This is a genomic window from Bifidobacterium aesculapii (assembly GCF_001417815.1).
GTDB lineage: Bacteria > Actinomycetota > Actinomycetes > Actinomycetales > Bifidobacteriaceae > Bifidobacterium > Bifidobacterium aesculapii.
In genome coordinates this window covers 1-17687 of record NZ_BCFK01000010.1, presented here as the reverse complement: position 1 = coordinate 17687, position 17687 = coordinate 1, and the positions used below count along the sequence as shown (strand labels likewise).

At 64.5% G+C, this 17687-nt stretch carries 13 protein-coding genes and 1 pseudogene; 3 read left to right on the top strand and 11 right to left on the bottom strand.

The features are described from left to right. Nucleotides 1-20: 20 nt before the first annotated feature. The 6 genes and pseudogenes from BFAL_RS01500 to BFAL_RS01480 form a co-directional block, all read right to left on the bottom strand. Entirely contained in the window at nucleotides 21-1655 is a 1635-nt protein-coding gene (locus tag BFAL_RS01500) for a glycoside hydrolase family 36 protein (protein WP_055426688.1), read from the bottom strand. 177 nt (nucleotides 1656-1832) lie between these two features. Next, entirely contained in the window at nucleotides 1833-2135 is a 303-nt protein-coding gene (locus BFAL_RS11485) for a GH36 C-terminal domain-containing protein (protein WP_269082752.1), read from the bottom strand. Nucleotides 2136-2180: 45 nt separating this feature from the next. After that, nucleotides 2181-3956 (bottom strand): annotated as a pseudogene (locus tag BFAL_RS01495) (alpha-galactosidase); the annotation flags it as partial. A gap of 40 nt (nucleotides 3957-3996) precedes the next feature. Then, nucleotides 3997-4860: a carbohydrate ABC transporter permease gene (locus tag BFAL_RS01490; RefSeq protein WP_055426687.1), complete on the bottom strand. Its 864-nt coding sequence runs from the start codon at nucleotides 4858-4860 to the stop codon at nucleotides 3997-3999. A gap of 2 nt (nucleotides 4861-4862) precedes the next feature. Then, entirely contained in the window at nucleotides 4863-5777 is a 915-nt protein-coding gene (locus BFAL_RS01485; protein ID WP_055426686.1) for a carbohydrate ABC transporter permease, read from the bottom strand. A 25-nt stretch (nucleotides 5778-5802) separates the two neighbouring features. Next, complete coding sequence (locus tag BFAL_RS01480; RefSeq protein WP_055426685.1) at nucleotides 5803-7053, bottom strand: ABC transporter substrate-binding protein; 1251 nt, start codon at nucleotides 7051-7053, stop codon at nucleotides 5803-5805. Nucleotides 7054-7431: 378 nt separating this feature from the next. Between BFAL_RS01480 and BFAL_RS01475 the strand changes: the two genes are divergently transcribed. The 3 genes from BFAL_RS01475 to BFAL_RS01465 all read left to right on the top strand — a co-directional run bounded on the left by BFAL_RS01475 (nucleotide 7432) and on the right by BFAL_RS01465 (nucleotide 10225). Then, nucleotides 7432-8046 (top strand): sugar O-acetyltransferase, encoded by a 615-nt coding sequence (locus tag BFAL_RS01475; RefSeq protein ID WP_055426684.1) that lies wholly within the window; start codon nucleotides 7432-7434, stop codon nucleotides 8044-8046. Nucleotides 8047-8171: 125 nt separating this feature from the next. Continuing rightward, nucleotides 8172-9188 (top strand): LacI family DNA-binding transcriptional regulator, encoded by a 1017-nt coding sequence (locus tag BFAL_RS01470; protein WP_055426683.1) that lies wholly within the window; start codon nucleotides 8172-8174, stop codon nucleotides 9186-9188. 167 nt (nucleotides 9189-9355) lie between these two features. Further along, nucleotides 9356-10225, top strand: coding sequence for an ABC-2 transporter permease (locus BFAL_RS01465; RefSeq protein ID WP_055426682.1), 870 nt, complete (start codon nucleotides 9356-9358; stop codon nucleotides 10223-10225). Nucleotides 10226-10318: 93 nt separating this feature from the next. Here the strand turns inward: BFAL_RS01465 and BFAL_RS01460 are convergent, their stop codons facing one another. The 5 genes from BFAL_RS01460 to BFAL_RS01440 all read right to left on the bottom strand — a co-directional run bounded on the left by BFAL_RS01460 (nucleotide 10319) and on the right by BFAL_RS01440 (nucleotide 16323). Continuing rightward, nucleotides 10319-11446 (bottom strand): glycoside hydrolase family 172 protein, encoded by a 1128-nt coding sequence (locus BFAL_RS01460; protein ID WP_055426681.1) that lies wholly within the window; start codon nucleotides 11444-11446, stop codon nucleotides 10319-10321. 129 nt (nucleotides 11447-11575) lie between these two features. Beyond that, on the bottom strand, nucleotides 11576-12454 hold the full coding sequence (locus BFAL_RS01455; RefSeq protein ID WP_055426680.1) for a carbohydrate ABC transporter permease: 879 nt from the start codon (nucleotides 12452-12454) through the stop codon (nucleotides 11576-11578). An 87-nt stretch (nucleotides 12455-12541) separates the two neighbouring features. Beyond that, on the bottom strand, nucleotides 12542-13483 hold the full coding sequence (locus BFAL_RS01450; protein WP_055426679.1) for a carbohydrate ABC transporter permease: 942 nt from the start codon (nucleotides 13481-13483) through the stop codon (nucleotides 12542-12544). A gap of 244 nt (nucleotides 13484-13727) precedes the next feature. Next, nucleotides 13728-15035, bottom strand: a complete 1308-nt coding sequence (locus tag BFAL_RS01445) for an ABC transporter substrate-binding protein (protein ID WP_055426678.1) — start codon at nucleotides 15033-15035, stop codon at nucleotides 13728-13730. Nucleotides 15036-15237: 202 nt separating this feature from the next. Continuing rightward, on the bottom strand, nucleotides 15238-16323 hold the full coding sequence (locus tag BFAL_RS01440; protein WP_082440251.1) for a LacI family DNA-binding transcriptional regulator: 1086 nt from the start codon (nucleotides 16321-16323) through the stop codon (nucleotides 15238-15240). Nucleotides 16324-17687: the final 1364 nt, after the last annotated feature.

Sequence of the window (17687 nt, the reverse complement as noted above, 5' to 3'; positions counted from 1 at the left end):
GCCATGGCGAGCACCGCCCGTCATTCGTCGATATTGGTCAGGATGCTGACGCCGCGGTTGGTGCGGGGGCCGAAGGCGAGCCCCTGCGGCTGGTACCAGTCGTACCGCACCATGCCCAGTTCCGATTCCCATTCCTCGGGGCAGTCGGTCAGCTCCCAATCGAGGGGGATGGCGTGTTCCTGCGGCGCCGCGGACATGGCGAGGATCTCGCGCAGGTCCTGCTCGTCCTGCGGGGCCATCGTGTGCGGTTTCGCGGAGAAGAACAGGGAGGTGCCGCTGCGCGCGATGGCTTCGGCCCATTGGCGGTTCTTCGCCCAGTCGATGGCGTCGCCGATGCCGACGCAGTCCGCGTCCGTGTCGAAGAACGTGCCGTGTTGCGGCAGTCGGAAGGCGAGCGTGTTGACGCCATTGAACCTTGTGCGTTCCCAATCGACGCCGCTGGTGTCGTCGCCGGTGCGGTCGAGCTGCATGAGACCCGCGCCGAGATGTCCGATGGTGTTGCAGCCGAGCACCATAGCCCCGTGCGCCTGCGTCACGTCGAAGATGGTGCGGTACAGCGCCTTCACCGCTTCGGCGCTGGTCACCGACCGGTCGTGGAGATGCCAGCCGTCCGCGGTGACGAACGGGTTCATCTGGAATCCCCATCTGCCGAAGAGGTCGAAGGTGGAGAAGTCGTGCTTGATGAGCTGATATCCCCAGCGGCACAGGGTTTCGGCGTCCTCGCGGATGTACGCCATGGCGTCCGGGTGCGTGGGGTCGAGGCATCCGTTGTGTGGAAGCCTCCACTCGTCGGGGATGGATTCGTCCTCGTTGAGCAGGAAGCGCACCCAGATGCCGGGGCGCACGCCGCGCGCCTCGATGCCGGCGGCGAGCGCGGCCATGTCCGGGAACCTGTCGTTGCCGTTGCGCCAGGGGCCGCCGTTGTAGTCGTCGAGCCGGTGATGCTCCTGCCAGCAGTCATCCACCACCATGAACGGCCGGTTGGCGTTGCCTTCCGTGAGTTCGGCGAGGTAGTCGGCGTCGGCGAGGATCTCCCGTTCGCTGCTGTCGCCGTAGGCGTAGTACCAGTTGTTGCTGCCGTACACGGGCGCATCCGGGAGCACGGGATCGTCGCACATCGCGCGGCAGAATTCGCGGGCGGCGTTGAACGAGTCGACGTCCTCGTATGTGACTGCGACGATTTCGGCGAGGTCGAGCCGCCTGCCGCCGAGGAGCACGCCTTCGCCGCCGTTGCGCACGTCCAGCACCAAGGTGATGCCGGCGGTGTCGACCTGCCAGAGGCACATGGCGTTGGGGCGCACCTTCACACCGTATCCGGTGGTGGAGGGGCCCTGCACGACGAGGAAGTACCACGGCATGATGCGATTGGGGAGCATGCCGTGGAAGCCCATGGTCCCGTAGCTGCGCTCCCATTCGTCGGCGAGGTAGCGGGCGTCCTTGGGCATCGGACGCGTCCAGCGCAGTTTGACCGTGCGCACGGCGGTGGTCCGCGCGGAGAGGGAGACCACGGTGCCTCCCGAGGCGTTGTCCGCCACGTCGACCGCCACGTCCTCCGGCAGCGTCTCACGGCGCGCGAACGGCGCGACGTGGCTGCCGTCGTCGGTGACAAGCGTGATCCAGGAGGGGGTTCCGAGGGTGAAAGAGGTGCTGTTCATGAATGATCCCTGACTTCGTTGTGGGGAGAGGCGGGGCGCATGCGACGGCGCATGAGCGATGACGAGAGCAATGACAATGGCGATGACGAGGGCAGGAACGGTGGTGCCGGAACATCCTGGCGGAGATTCCGGCACCCGGACCAGAGGAAGGAAAAGGAAGGAAGAACCTCTGGACGCTTACTGTTCCCTGACGATGTCGACGAGTCGAATCGTCTCGGGGCGGCACCGCGGGAAGCGGATGCCGACGGTGGCGAGGTAGCGGCCGGTGGCCTTCGTCTCGCCCATGGGCCCGAACGCGTCGAGCGATTCGAGCGAGGCGGAGGGCGGTTCCGGTCCGGTCCACTTGAGCGTGTATTCGGCGGCGGGGTCAAGGCCCGGCACGCGCAGGTACACGCCGCGGTTGGTCTGCGACTCCTCGTACTGCACGTGGGCGATGATCGCACGGCTTCGGTCCTCGGCGACGACGCCGTAGCCGAGCACGGCCGGGTCCGGCACGTCGAGGCGCACGGAGCGTCCGGAGTGCAGGAGGTCGCGGTTCGTCTTGTACCAGTCGATCCACGCGGCGAGTTCGTCCAGTTCGGCGTCGTTGGCCTTGGTGATGTCCCATTCGATGCCGAAGCTGTAGAACACGGCGGTGGCCGCGCGGAACGCAAGGCTGAAGGTCCTGCCGCTCTACTGCGAGGACGGCTGCGAGATGTGCGCGCCGATGTATTCGGGGGCGATGGTCTGCAGCGTCCAGCGCTGGATGCGCTGGCGGCTCAGGGCGTCGGTCATGTCCGATGTCCAGAAGCGCTTGACCTTCTCGATGACGCCGACGTCGATGCGGCCGCCGCCGGACGCGCAGGATTCCCATTCGACCTTCGGGAAGCGTTCGCGCAGACGGTCGAGCAGACGATAGTAGGCGAGCGTCTGCTCGTGGACGGCGGGAGCGCCGCCGCGCTGGTTGGTGCCGCCTTCGAGGACGAAGCGGTTGTGATCCCACTTGACGTAGTCGATCTCGTACTCGTCGAGCACCTTGCACATGGCGGTGAACACATGGTCGAACGCGTCCGGGTTGCTCAGGTCCACCACCTGCTGGTGGCGCTGTTCGATCGGCGTGCGACCGGAGGCCTGCAGTATCCATTCGGGGTGCTCGCGGTACATGTCGGAGTCGGCGTTGACCATCTCCGGCTCGAACCACAGGCCGAACTGCATGCCTTGCCCGTGGACGTAGTCGACCAGCGGATGCAGGCCCTCCGGCCACACGTCCGTATCGACCCACCAGTCGCCCAGGCCCGCGTAGTCGTCGCGGCGCAGATGGAACCAGCCGTCATCGAGCACGTAGCGTTCGACGCCGATGCGCGCGGCCCGTCGTGCGATCTCCTTGAGCTTGTCGAAGTCGTGGTCGAACATCACGCCCTCCCACACGTTCAGGGTGACGGGCTGGCACGCCGGATGCTCGGGCAGCGTGCGCTCCCACGCGTGCAGGCTGTTCATGGCGCCGTCGAGGCCTTCGTCGGAGGCGGTGACCATGACCCACGGCATCGTGTAGGTCTCGCCCTCCTTGAGGGCGATCTCGCCGGGGAGCAGCAGCTCGCCGGCCACGATGCCCGTGGTCTCGATGGTGTCGCGGTCGACGGCCAGCACGCTGTTGCCGCTCCACGCGGTCTGCACGAGCAGTACGGATCCGTGGTGGAAGTCGAAGCCCTTGGTGCCGGCCACGATGACGGAGCCTTCGAAGTTCGGGCGTCCCTTGCGGAACTCGCGCAGCCACATGCCGTCGGCGATCTCGTGGCGCTGCGGGGCGCGCTCGTTCTCGTGGCGGCCGGTGAAGTCGAGGATCTCGCCCATGTCGTCGCCGACCGGCACGTGGACCTCGAGGCCGTCGAGCACGTATTCGCCTTCGCCGATGTTCTTCACCGAGTGGCGGATGCGCAGGGTGCCGCCGGGCAGGGACTGCGACTCGGTGACGAGTTCGAGGCCGGCCGCGACGTCCTGGGCCACGGTGCGCAGGGTGCCGTCGTGGACCGCGGGCGGTTCGGTGACGGCGAAGCGCGGCGACCAGCCGAGGCCGGTGGCGACGCCGTCGGCGGTCACGGCGAGACGCTGGCCCCGCAGGCCGGGGCGGGTGAACACGTCGAGCGCGTGCTCCACGAGCAGGGGGCGCGGATGGTGTCCCTGGTCGGGCGCCGCGCCGAACGCGGCCGGATCGTCCGCGGCGAACACGCCGACGGCGTTGGGCAGGTCATCTCCGACGGCGACGTCGGAGAGCGCCAGGCAGGTCACGACGGAACCGTCGGGCGACTGGGAAGGAAACAGCATCGTTTTCTCCTTGGGATTGGTTTGTCGGGTCGGATGCATGTCACTTCACGGATCCGGCGATCATGCCGGCGATGAAGTAGCGCTGCAGGAACAGGTAGGCGATCACCATCGGCGCGGCGGCGATGAGCGCGGCCGCTGCGGCGATGCCCAGGTTGTTGGTGTTGGCCGAGAAGAACGAAGCCACGCGCGGGGCGATGGTCTGCACTTCGGGATCGGTGAGGATGTAGCTGGACAACGAGTAGTCGTTCCACACGGTCGAGCCGGTCATGATGACCACGGTGGCGGTCACCGGCTTGAGCATGGGCAGGATCAGGCGGATGAACACCTGGAACTTGTTCGCGCCGTCGATGGTGCCCGCCTCGTCGATGGCGCGCGGGATCGCGCGGATGAACGCCGTGTAGAGGAACACCGACAGCGGCAGGTTCGTGGCGGTCAGCACCAGGACGACGCCCCAGTAGGTGTTGGCGCCGTTGAGCTTGACGAGGAACGAATACAGCGGGACCAGGATGCTCAGCGGCGGGATCATCATCATCGACAGGATGAACGCCGACACGAATTTGTTGAGACGGGTGGTGCGGCGGGCCAGCGGGTAGGCGGCGGCCGCGCCGAGCACGCAGACCAGGATGGTCGTGCACACGGTGACGATGATGCTGTTGACCACGGAGGTCAGGATGCCGCCCTCGGTGACGGCGCTGACCCAGTTGTCCCACGCGAGATCGGAGGTGCGCGGGATCAGCGCCGAGGACATGTCGTCCGCGGGCTTGAGCGACGTGGTGATCGCCAGGTAGAACGGCAGCAGCTGGCACAGCATGACGATGCCGAGGAACAGGTAGATCGCCCAACGGCCGCGCTGGAAGTCCTTGCGGGAATAGACGACCTGACCGGATGATTGCTTCTTACCCATGGTCACTCCCAATCCAGTTTCTCAAGGCCCTTGTTCACGAGGAACGTGACCACAACGATGAGGATGAACAGGAACACGCCGATCGAGGAGGCGTAGCCGGCAGCCTGGTTGTCGAAGTAGACCGTGCTGATGTACGTCGACAGCGAGTTCGTGGAGTACCCCGGGCCGCCGTTGGTGAGCACCTTGATCATGTCGTACAGCTTCATGCCGCCGATGAGGTTCAGCACGACGCTGGTGGTGAAGGACGGCGCGAGCAGCGGCAGCTGCACGTGCCAGAACTTCTTCCATCCATAGGCGCCGTCGACCTCGGCAGCTTCGAGCACCTCGGCGTCCATGGTCTGCAGGCCGGCGAGGTAGATGATCATCGAGATGCCGACGAACTGGATGGAGTTCACGATGACGATGATCGCGATGGAGAACTGCGTGTTGTTGAACCACGCGACCTTGTCCATGCCCATCCAGACGCGGATCTGGTTGAGCGCGCCCTGCTGGTACTGGAAGATGAAGTAGTACATGATGCCCATCACCACGGGGGCGACGAGCGCGGGCAGGTAGATGATCGCCCTGATGACGGTCTTGCCCTTGATACGCGCGTTGAGCAGCAGCGCCAGAGCGAGGCCGAGGATCTGCTGGACGACGGTGCTTCCCACACCGTAGATGAACGTGTTGGCCACGATGGCGGGGAAGTTGCCGTCCGTGAACATCGACTTGTAGTTGGCCAGGCCCACGAAGGCCTTGTCGATGTTGTAGCCGTCCCAGTTGGTGAAGGACAGGCCGATGCCCGAGATCAGCGGGTAGATGATGAACAGCACCAGCAGCAACAGCGTCGGCACATAGAAGAGATTGACGAGAGAGCCCCTGAAGGGGTTGCCCCCGCCTCGGCGTGAGGCGCGGGCAACGTTGTTGTTTTTGGCCATGATGGCTTCCTTTGGCGAGGGCGCGTCAGGACTTCTGGCCGTACAGGCTGTCGAAGGAGGTCTTGACCTGGTCGGCGGCGGCCTGCGGGGTGAGCTGTCCGGTGATCAGACCGTCGGTCGACTTGGACAGGGTGGTGTACATGCCGTTGGGCAGGTAGACGCGGTCGAAGAAGGGCACGGTCTGGGTCTTCTTCTCGTTGACCCAGTAGTCGTAGGTGTCCTGGAACTGGCCCAGCGCGGAGTCGACGCCCTCCAGGGCGGAGTCGTTCATGGCGGTCTTGACGAGCTCCTTCATGTTTTCGGGCTCGGCGAGGAAGTCGATGTACTTCAGGGCGGCATCCTTGTTCTTGCTCTTCTTGGAGACGCCGAAGGCCATGTCCTCACCGACGGAGAAGTAGGGGTCACCCACCTCGGACGGCACCGGGAACATGCCGAGCTTCACATCCGGGTTGAAGGACTCCATCAGCTGCGCGTTGCCGTTGGCGCGGAAGTAGAACGCGGCCTGGTCGGAGGCCATGGCGCGGGCGAGGTCGTCCAGGGAGGCGGAGGTGTAGTCCACGTTGAAGTAGCCGTCATCGGTCCACTGCTTGATCATGGTGGTGTACTTCTGGTAGACCTTCGTGTCGAACTTGCCGCTCTTGAGGTTCTTCAGGTCGCTGTCCTTGTACATGCCGGGCAAGATGTAGTCGGCGAGGTCGCCGTCCGGACCGATGTCCTTCGGGGACAGGAGGATCGGCGTGATGCCGGCGTCCTTGATCTTGTCGCAGGCCTGCTCGAACGCGTCCCAGGTCGTCAGCGTGGTCGGATCCACGCCGACCTTCTCCAGCACGGTCTTGTTGTACATGATGCCGGACACCTGCACGTCGACCGGCAGGGCGTAGAACTTGCCGTCGGAATCCTTGAAGACGTCGTCGCCGATGGACTTGAGCTTCTTGGCCCACGAACGGTCCTGCAGCGGCTCGAGGAAGTTGCCGTAGCGGTCGCGGGACCAGCCGTGGGTGGCCCAGATGTCCGGGGCGTTGTTGCCGGCGAGGCGCACCTTGATGTCGTTCTCGTTGCTGTTGGTGCCCGGATCGAGCTTCACCTTGATGTCCGGATTCTCCTTCTCGAACTTCGCGGTCAGGTCCTTGAGCGCCTTGAGCTGCGGGGTTCCGGACGCCTGCATCGTCATGAATTCGATGGTGGTGCCGCCGGAGCTGGATCCGCCGCAGGCCGCGAGGGGAACCAGCATGGCCGCACAGCACAGTCCGGCCAGGACAGACTTCATCTTTACCATTGATCCACTCCTTCGTGTTTCCGTTCTTCACCGGCCGAAACATCCGACTCCGATGTCCCGCCGACCGGTGAGACCAGATGTTACACGAGTAGATTTATGCACTGCAAGCCGATTGGGCCACCCCCCCCGCACACGATTTCCGTGCGCGTTAACACTATAAGGAATATGCCATTTCTAAGCTTTTGAAAGAAATTCCAACCAAGCTCATTTACCGGCGTGTCGTTTATCTACTCACGTAACTTTCCGCGATTTGCACCGACGACGTTTCGCGATACGATGGGTGCATCGCCGACAGCGACGTCACGGCGGCAACCCCGGTGACGACGCCTTGGCGACCACGACCGCGACGCGACCGCATTCCAACGAAGGAGCAACGCCATGACCGTTCCGCAACGAGTGCTCGACATCATGCATTCCCCGGGCATCTACTTCTGCGACGACCCGGAGATGGCCGCGGCGCAGAAGGAGCAGCTCAACCTGCTCTACGACTTCAACACCACGCGCCCCGGCGACCCGAAGCGCCGCGAGATCGGCGAACGGCTGTTCGCGGAATTCGGCGAGGACGTCTACCTCGAACCGCCCGTGCACGCCAATTGGGGATGCAGCACGCATTTCGGCGCGCATTCCTACGCGAACTTCAACCTCACGCTCGTCGACGACGGCGAGATCTTCATCGGCGAATACACGATGATCGGCCCCAATGTCACGCTTGTGACCACCGGCCATCCGATCCGCCCGGATCTGCGCGAACGCGTCGCGCAGTTCTCGGAGCCGATCCATATCGGCCGCAACGTGTGGATCGGCGCGAACGTGACGGTGCTGCCCGGCGTCACGATCGGTGACAACGCGGTCGTCGGCGCGTGCAGCCTCGTCACGCGCGACGTGCCCGCGAACAGCGTGGCGGTCGGCACGCCGGCACGCGTCGTGCGCGAGATCGACGACCACGACCGCGAATACTACTGGCGTGACAGGCGCATTCCGGAGGATATCTGAACGACCACCGCCGACCATTCCACAATGTGGCGAATACGGACGCAAAACCGAGTCGTTGCAAGCCTTGACGCCATATTCGCCACTAGAATGGAAAGGCGTTTCAATCCACATAGACGAGGACAACCATGGCCAAGGAAGCACCGCATCAGAGCAAACCGCAGCGCGCGACCCGCGCCGACGTGGCGCGCCTCGCGCAGGTCTCCACCGCGGTGGTGAGCTATGTGATGAACAACGGGCCGAAGAACGTCGCCCCCGCGACCTCGCAGCGCGTGCGCGAAGCGGCCCGTGCGCTGAATTACCGCCCCAACTCCGCGGCGCGCGCCCTGCGCAAGGGCGCCTCCGAGCTGTTCGGCGTCATCGTCCCGGATTTCCGCAACCCGTATTTCGCCTCCATCAATGACGCCATCGAGGTGGAGGCGTCGCAACACGGCTATTCCACGATGTTCCTCGCCTCGCACGCCAACCCCGATTCGGAACGCGACTGCATCGAGAAGCTCCTGCTGCGCGACGTCGACGGCATCTTCATGGCACCGGCGCAGAGCTACGACCAGCTGGCGTCCATGGAACGACGGGACTGCGCCTTCATCCTGCTCGACAACCGCAGGGGAGCGCCCGGGTACAAATGCGTGGCCTCCGATTTCGTCGACGGCGTCGATCAGGTGGTGCGGCACTTCGCCCTGCATGGCCGCACCGACACCGCCATGCTGTTCGGCGGCGAGACGCCGTCCGTGGACGGCCGTATCCAGGGCTGGTACCAGGCCCATCAACGGCTCGGGATCCCGGCCGGCCCCATCCACCGCTCCTACTTCACCAACGACGGCGCCTATCAGGCCGTGAACGCCATGCTCGACGACGGCGAGCAGCCGAACGCCATCTTCGCGGGATCCGATTTCGAGGCGATCGGCGCGCTGCGCGCGCTGCACGAGCGCGGCATACGCATTCCCGAAGACGTCTCCCTCATCTCCTTCGACGGCACGTTCATGTGCGAGAACACCTGGCCCCAGCTCACCTCGGTGCACCAGAACGTGAAGGAGATCGCCAGGACGGCGGTGGCCGCCGCGCTCGACCCCGACGCCCCCGATGCGCAGCAGATCCCCGTCACGCTCGACATCCGCCAATCCTGCGGATGCCCCGTCGAATAACCCCGTCGGATGACCACACCTCCATCCGCGCCCGCGTTCATCGAATGTTCATTGGGGGAGCGGGGCGCACGAGCCGCACGGTCGTACCGTGGAAACGGAACGCGATGCGAACGTGCGGCAACGGCTGACGACCGTGCGGCAACGGCTGACGATGGCGAGGAATACGGATGAACGGTTCACGCGACGAGGCTCAGGTGCCCTTTGACCAAGGCGGCTCGGACGGGACGCCTTGGGATGATGCGTCGCCCGATACGACCGTCACGCAAGCCGACGGGACGACCGCGGCAAACGCGAACGATACGGCGGCCACGGACCCGGAGGCCGTATCCGCCGCCGGCACGTCGGCCACAGGGCGCCATGCCGCCCCCAAGGAGCCTTCCCCGTTCCGGGTCGCAGAGAACGACCCTGCGCCCATCCGCATCCTGAAGCGCGTCGGGTACGTCGTCTTCGCCATCGTCAAGGGGATCGGCATCGCGTTGATGGCGATTCTCGGGTATCCGCTCGCATTGATGGCGGTCATGCTTCCCTTCATGCTGCCGTTCATGATGTCGGACACCAACGGCAGTTACGACGAGAACGCGATGGATCTCCGTCTGGGCGTCGCGGTGCTGTATCTCGCTGCCGGACTGGCCGTCATCATCGTGATGATGATCCGACGACGGCGCAACGGCGGATCGGGGAAGACCACGCTCGCCATGATCCTCGCCATCGTCGCGGCCGGCTACGGCGCGGTCAACACGGCCTCGTACGCGACGGCGATCATCGCCGGACCGAAGACGATGGCCGTGGACCGACCGACGGTGACGCGCGAAACGAAATCAAGCGACGACGGCGACTATCAGGTGTGCGCGTGGAAGTTCACGCAGGACCTGTCGTTCAGTGCGGGATCATGCGAGGACGACGGCAGCGTCAGCGCGAACAACCGCATCGCGCAGGACCTGCTGCACACGCACTCCGACCACGTGGTGCTGCGTTACTACGACACGATCTCCGGTCCCATCTACGTGGGACTCGAGGACGATCCGAACTATTCATGACGCAACGGCCCGTGCGCTGTCATGTTTCACGTGAAACGCGACAGCGCACGGGCCGCAGTGGAGGAGGAAAGGAAGGGAAAGAGGAAGAGCAGGTCAGCGCGGGCGACGGAACTTGCGGTCGCCGACGGACGGGAACGGCTTGTGCGGTTCGGACTGGTACCAGTAGGCGACGGTCGCCACGTCGTCCTGACGCTCGAAGTTGCCGCCCTCCTCGGTGCCGATCTGCTGCCAGGTGACGCGCAGGTTCTTCTCGAAGTACATCGGGTCGGGCAGGTGCCAGCGGTACAGGCCGCGCGTCACCGGGGTGGCGGTGTCCCAGTAGCGGCTCTCGCGGCCGGCGAGGTTCTGCGAGTAGAACGGGAACCCGAGGTACGGGCCGGTGAACGTCTTCTCGTACATGCGGCCGTCCTCGTCGAAGTCGGCGAAGCTCCACGCGCCGCCGAAGTAGTCCTCGGCGCCGGTGCTGCACCACGTGGGGTATTCGCCGTCGTCGTCGATGTAGAACTTGAACTCGCCTTCGCCCCACCAGCGGCTTTCCAGCGCGGTGAGCGCCAGATAGGTGCCGACGTACGTGCCGTGGCCCTCGACGCCGTCGAGCACGACGTAGTCGCGGCCGAGTTCGGTGACGCGCTCGCGGCGCCACTGCGCGTGGAAGCGCATCGCATCGGCGGGCAGCTCGTCGTATTCGGTGTAGTCGATCTGGTAGAAGAACGCGGGCACGTCCTCGTTGTGGTCGCTGCGCAGCACGATGCGCGCGTGTTCGAACGGCATCGCGAAGTAGCAGTTGAAGCCGCGGTTCGGGTTCACCATGATCGGGATGGAGTTGATGTCGCACGACTGCGCGTGGCCGCAGCAGAAGAAGTCGCCGATCGGGCACTGCACCGAGGGCGCCTCCTCGCCGTCCCAGTAGAACTCGAGGATGAGGTTGCGCAGCACGTCCGGTCCGGTGGGGGAGGTCTTGTCGGTCACGGTCATCCAGATGTGGCGGATGACGCCCGGCCCGTCGACGTCCATCAGCGTGACGGATTCGCCGGCCTTGACCGTGCGGATGCACGGGCTGCCCTTGCGCGAGGGGCCGAGGTCGCTGGCGGCCATCGCGGCGCGCCCCTTGCCGCCGTTCGGGTTTTCGGCGTTGATGCAGCGGGTGCGGCCCTGGGACCGCATGGTCACGGCGTCGAGGGCGCCCTGGCCGAATCCGAGGTTCGCGTTTGCGTTGAACATGAGTTCACTTCCTTCCGTAGGGGGCCACGACCCGTTCCGTGCGCCGCGTCGCGCGTATTCCCAGGCAGATCGCGGAACGGGTCGTGGCATGTGTTTGGGTGGTGTGGATACGTCGCTTCCGTGCGACCGTCACTTCACGGCGCCGGCGGTGATGCCCTGCGAGAGCTTGCGCTGGAAGATGATGAAGAAGATGATGGTCGGGACGATGCTGAGCAGCGAGGCGGACGCCAGGGTGGTGGCCTCCATCGTGTGCTGGCCCTGCAGGGTGGCGAGCGCCAGCGGGATGGTCTGCACGTCGTCGCCCATGAGGAACGCCATCGGGATCATGTACTCGTTCCAGGTCCACACGAAGAAGAACACGAACAGCACGCTGATGGTCGGCCAGGAGATCGGCAGCACCACCTTGCGCAGCACCTGCCAGCGGGAGGCGCCGTCGATGGCGGCGGCCTCGAGGATGGCCTGCGGGAACGTGCCGTACACGCTGGAGAGCAGGTAGGTGCCGTACGCGCTCTGGATGATCGTGAAGATGATGATGATCGCGAGCTTGGTGTTGTACAGGCCGGCGGCCTTGAACATCGTGTACAGCGGGTAGAGGAGCGCCTCCTGCGGCATCATGTTCGCGAGCATGATGGCGAGCACGATCCACGTGTTGCCCTTGACCTTGCCGATGCCCAGCGCGAAGGAGTTGAGCACGGAGAGCACCACGGCGGCCACGGCCACCACGAGCGAGATGATCAGGGAGTTGAAGAACTTCAGCGGGAACTTGGTCGTGGTCCAGAAGGAGACGATGCCTTCCATGGTGAAGGTCTTCGGCAGGCTCAGCGGGCCGGCGGCGTTGTAGTCGGCCTGCGTCTTGAATGCGTTGACGGTGAGCACCAGCAGCGGGAACAGCACGACGAGCGCGGCGACGATCAGCAGGACCAGGGTCACCCAGTCCCCTGCGGAGCGTACGTGCTGCGTCTTGTGCGATGCCCTCTTCGCCGCGGCGGCGGTCATTGATTGCGACATGGTTCAGCCCTCGGTTTCAGTCGTTTCGGTCGTTTCGGTCGTTTCGTTGATTGCGATGCGATGATTGCGTTCGATGCGGCATCGCGGTCAGACCAGGTTCTTCTCGACGCGCTTCTGGATGATGGTGAACACCACGGAGAAGACGATGATCACGGCGGTCAGCGCGGTGGAGATGGCGGCGCCGTAGCCGACCTGCTGCACCTGGAAGAACTGGTTGTACGAGTAGTAGGACGGCACGGTGGTCGCGGTGCCGGGGCCGCCCTTGGTGAGCAGGTAGACCGGGGCGAAGGTCTTCAGCGCGCCGATGGTGGCGGTGAGGATGACCACGAGCAGTTCGGGGATGATGGACGGCAGGGTGACGACGCGGAACTTCTGCCACCAGTTGGCGCCGTCGAGGCTGGCGGCCTCGTACAGCTCCGGGTCGACGCGCTGCAGGCCGGACATGAAGATGACGATCGGGTAGCCGAGCTGGATCCACACGAGGATGAACATGAGCACGGGCAGGGCGCTGTCGGGGCTGCCGAGCCAGTTGTGGGTCAGCGAGCCGAGGCCGATCTGTTCGAGGAGCGCGTTGACGGCGCCGTCCTCGGGGCGGAAGATCCAGCCCATGATGATCGCGGCGACGGCGACCGGCAGCAGCTGCGGCAGGTAGAACAGGGCGCGCAGGAAGGACGCGGTCTTGCCGCCGAACTTCTTCTGGATGACGTCGGTGAGCAGGGAGGAGATGAACAGGCCGAGGATGGTCGGGATGACCACGATGGCCACGATGATCCAGAACGAGTTGAGGAAGGAGATCCAGAACGTGGAGTCCTTGAAGAGGCGCTGCCAGTTCTGCAGTCCGATGAAGCGGACCGGGCCGACGCCGCGCCAGCGGGTGAAGCTCAGGTAGATGTTCCAGACGAACGGGACGATGACGATGATGGTCAGGCCCAGGATGCCCGGGATGAGGTAGGGCACGAATCGCGAGGATTTGTTGCCGGGAAGTCGCGACAGCGATTCGTGATGAGCATGCTTGCGGTTGCCTGCCATTGCTCTCTACTCCTTATGTGCGATGACGATGTGCGATGACGATGTGCGGTCAATGCGATCGCGGTGGTGTGCGCCGCGGGGAACGGATATGAGGAACGGATTGGATGAGGAATGAATGGGGGATGAGTGAGGAGGAGGGGGAGGAACGGGCGGGGTGCAGGAAGGGGCGCACGCGCCCCGCCACGGATGGTCGTTCGGGGGAGGGCCGTTCGCGATGGGATCGGCCCTCCCGGCCGGGTCGGGATCAGTTGTTGGAGAAGCCCATCTCCTCGACGCCGGAGTCGTACTTGGAGTGGATGTCCTTGAGCACGGCGGCGGAGTCCTTGGTGCCGTTCACGAGCTCCTGGAAGGAGGCCGGGATGGCGTCGGTGAGGCTGGAGGCGGCGTAGTCGGGGTAGTAGCTGAGCTTGCTCTTGCTGGCGTAGGAGTCGTACTCCTCGATCATGGCCTTGCTCTTCTCGTCGGTGATCTTGTCGGGATCGGCGACGACGGGGATGCCGCCGGCGTTGCCGAGGAAGTTCTGGACGTCATCGGAGAGCACGTAGTTGATGAACTTGGCGGCGAGGTCCTTGTGCTTGGAACGCTCGGGGATGACCAGCAGGTTGCCGGCGCAGCCGGCGGCGTACTCGGAGTCGGGCATGACGGCGGCGGTCCAGTCGAAGTTCTTGATCTGCTTGGCGAAGCGGCCCTGGTTCCAGGTGCCGGTCTGGTAGATCGGGTACTCGCCCTTGATGAAGGCCTGGGTGGTGTCCTCGGCCTTCATGCCGGTCGCGTTCTTGGAGATGAAGCCCTTGTCGAGCCAGTCGCTGATGGTGCTGGTGGCGCCGGTGAGGGTCTTGGAGTTCCAGTTCACGTTGCCCTTGTACAGGTGCCAGGCGTCCATGAACTTGGCGTCGGCGTTCTTGGAGACCAGCTGCCACCACAGCCACATCACGCCGTATTCCTGGGCGTCGGCGGCGATCGGGGTCACGCCGGCGTCGACGAACTTCTGGCAGGCGTCGACGAACTCGTCGTAGGTGGTCGGGATCTCGATGCCGTACTTGGCGAACAGGTCCTTGTTGTAGTAGACGCGCTGGAACTCGGCGTAGCTGGACATGCCGTACCAGGTGTCGCCGCCCATGATGCCGTTCTCGTCGTACTTGGCGGTCTCGGCGTTGGAGCCGGTGACCTTCTTGTCCCAGCCGTACTGGTCGACGTAGTCGCCGAGGTCGGTGAGCAGGCCCATGGTGGAGAGCACGCCGGCGGAGCCGTTGCCGCGGTTGGATTCCATGAGGTCCGGGGCTTCGTCGGAGTTGAGGAACTGGCTGCCGTTCTGCGCGATCTGGGTGAAGGACTTGCGCTCGAAGTTGATGGTGACGCCGGTCTCCTTCTTGAACATTTCGGCGGCCTTCTTCCACGCCTGGGTCTGGCCGGCGTCCTCCTCCTCGTAGTACCAGAAGGACAGGCTGTCCGGGGTGCCCTCGTCCTGCGCGGTGTCGCTGCCGCACGCCGCCAGCGCGGTCACGGACATGGCCGCCACGGCCAACGCTGCGAGGCCTCGTTTGATGTTCATGGGATTCTCCTTTTCCTTGGTTATTGCTTGCGCAACAGCTGCTGTGTCGCCAGTCGAATCGTTTCGATTGGCGGGACGGACACCGGGCTCCTTTCATACCCGATATCGTGATGGCCGGCCTTGCGGCCGGGGCGGCCACGGTGTTTATCGAATCGTTTCGATTACCGTGATGGCGAGAGTGCGGCGTGTTCCTTCATCGGCGTCACGCCACGCTCTCCGCAAGGGAAGTCATTGAATAGGGGGGGGGGACGTCAAGTCCCGCCTCATCGGTCGGGTCCACCGTGCGGACCGAGCCATGCTCCTGGACCTGCGGAAGCACGAACTCGCCGGCGGCGGCGATGTCGGCGCCGCCCTCCACCGCGGACAACAGCAGTCCGACGGCCTTGGAGCACAGCAGCCTCGGCATCAGGGGGATCTCGGTGACCGGGCGGACCACCAGGTCGTTCTCGAAGAACGTGCCCACCGACAGCACGGAGATGTCGGAGGGGATGTCCATGCCACGCTCGACCAGCTCCTGCATCACCATGTTGAGCACGGTGGCGCCGGCCTGGTTGACGATCGCGGTGGGACGGGATTCCATGGCCAGCAGGTCGTGGACGAACGCGGCGGCGTCGAAGCTGCCCGCCTCGTTCCTGCCGGACTCGACGACCCGCATGTCCAGCTCGCCGGCCCGCTCCAGCATGCGCTGGCGCAGCGTGACCACATAGCCGGAACCACGCGTGTAGTCGCGTTCGTTGTCGCGCAGCAGCGCCACGGTGCGGTGGCCGCGCTCGAACAGGTAGTCCATCGCCATCGCGCCGGCGGCGTCGAAATCGACGTCCACGCACGCGCAGTGGCCGCGATGCGTGGGGTAGCCGATGGCGACGCACGGCTTGCCGTACGAATCGGCCTGCATGACACGGTCGTCGTCCTCGACGATGTCGAGCAGGACCACGCCGTCGACCATGTTGCTGCGGGTCACGCGCTGGATGTCGTCCACCGCGTCCTCGCCGGTCAGCAACAGCACGTCGTAGCCGGCGTTCTTCGCCTGCCACGCGGTGTGGAGGAAGTACGCGTTGTACTTGGCCTCGTTGATGTCGCCGCGGATCGGCTCGCTCACCGCCAGGATCTGGTTGCGGCGTCCACGCATCTTCTGCGCCGACGCATCCGGGGTGTACCTGAGCTCCCGGACCGCTTCCATCACCTTGCTGGAGGTCTTCTCCGAAATCGCGCGCTTACCCGACAGCACATAGGACACGGTGCTGACCGAGACCCCGGCGGCACGAGCCACGTCCTTGATTCCAGCCATCATCGCCTCCTTTCCACGGTCGCGCAACCACGCTGACGGCACTGTCTTCGATGATATTCCTCATCGAACCCGTTCGCAGCCGATTCCGCCCCGACATGTCGCTCTCGTCGCCATGTCGTTGCGGTTTCGTCCGCGTCATTCCGTTCCGATCTTCTTCGTCGAAACGTTTCGCCAACATCATACGTCGAATCGTTTCGACTTGTCAACCGCACGACACGCCGCGCAGGACGGCGACCATTCCATCGAAAGCGCCAGAGACAGGAAGCACGACGACTCATGGCCGGGATGATCCGGTTCCTGAATCACATCCGCGGCGCATCATTCATACCGCACGTACACTCGGCCGCATGACTGCGCCGCTCCTTCGCACACCTCGCCACAATGGCGCCTCCCCGAATCGCGATCCAAGGAAACGGCCACCTCACATCAAGCACCACCTGAACGACATGAGCCCGACCGAATGGCGACGGCCACTCGGCCAGACCGCCCGACCTGCCACGCTTGACGCTCATCAAGCACAACGCAATGCCGGATTCCCACCGCACCCCATCCCGCCACAGCATGCACCCCTATGCCATGGATTGTGCTTCTGTTCCATGGCCTGTGCCCCTGTTCACAATATTGCCCACCACAACGCCCCCCTGCGCCATGGATTGTGCCCCTGTGCAACAACGCGCCCTTGCGTCATGGCTCATGCCCCGTCCGCAACACTGCCCACCACAGCACGCGCCCCGTGCCATGGTTTGTGCTCCTGTGCGCAATACTGCCCGCCATGGCCTGTGCCCCTGTTCGCAATCCTGTGCCCCTGTTCGCAATATTGACTACTTCAAGCCACCGGGGGCACGCCCCCTCCCGAGCCGATTTTCGCGCGGTTAGCACAGAATGGCGGAATTCCAACGTTTTGCCAATCCGATACCGTACCCCTGTTTCGCTATGTATGTTCGACGCGGTTACGGGGGCACACGGCCGTGCCCCCGTTCGGCCATACACGTCCAATACGGCGACCGTGGCACAAAACCGTGCCACCGTGACCAAAATCGCCCGCATATGCGAATCAGGGGCACGTCATCGCGTCCTATGCACCCGGACATCTCCTTAAGGATGCAGAATGGCAAGCGCAGGGAAACATTGCGCCTCATGCGTCCGGATATATCCCATGGCAAGCCGGAACGCCCGCCCCGACATCCCGGCAAATTGGGAGACAGTGCCATCCACTCCACCTACTCCAGACACCCCAGACATGCCTCCCATCCCATCCCGCCATCCATCCATCCACCCCAGCAAGCCACCCCAGCAAGCCACCTCAGCAAGAACACCCCCAGGCGATCATGCCCTCCTACTCCCGCCGCATATCCTTCCCACAT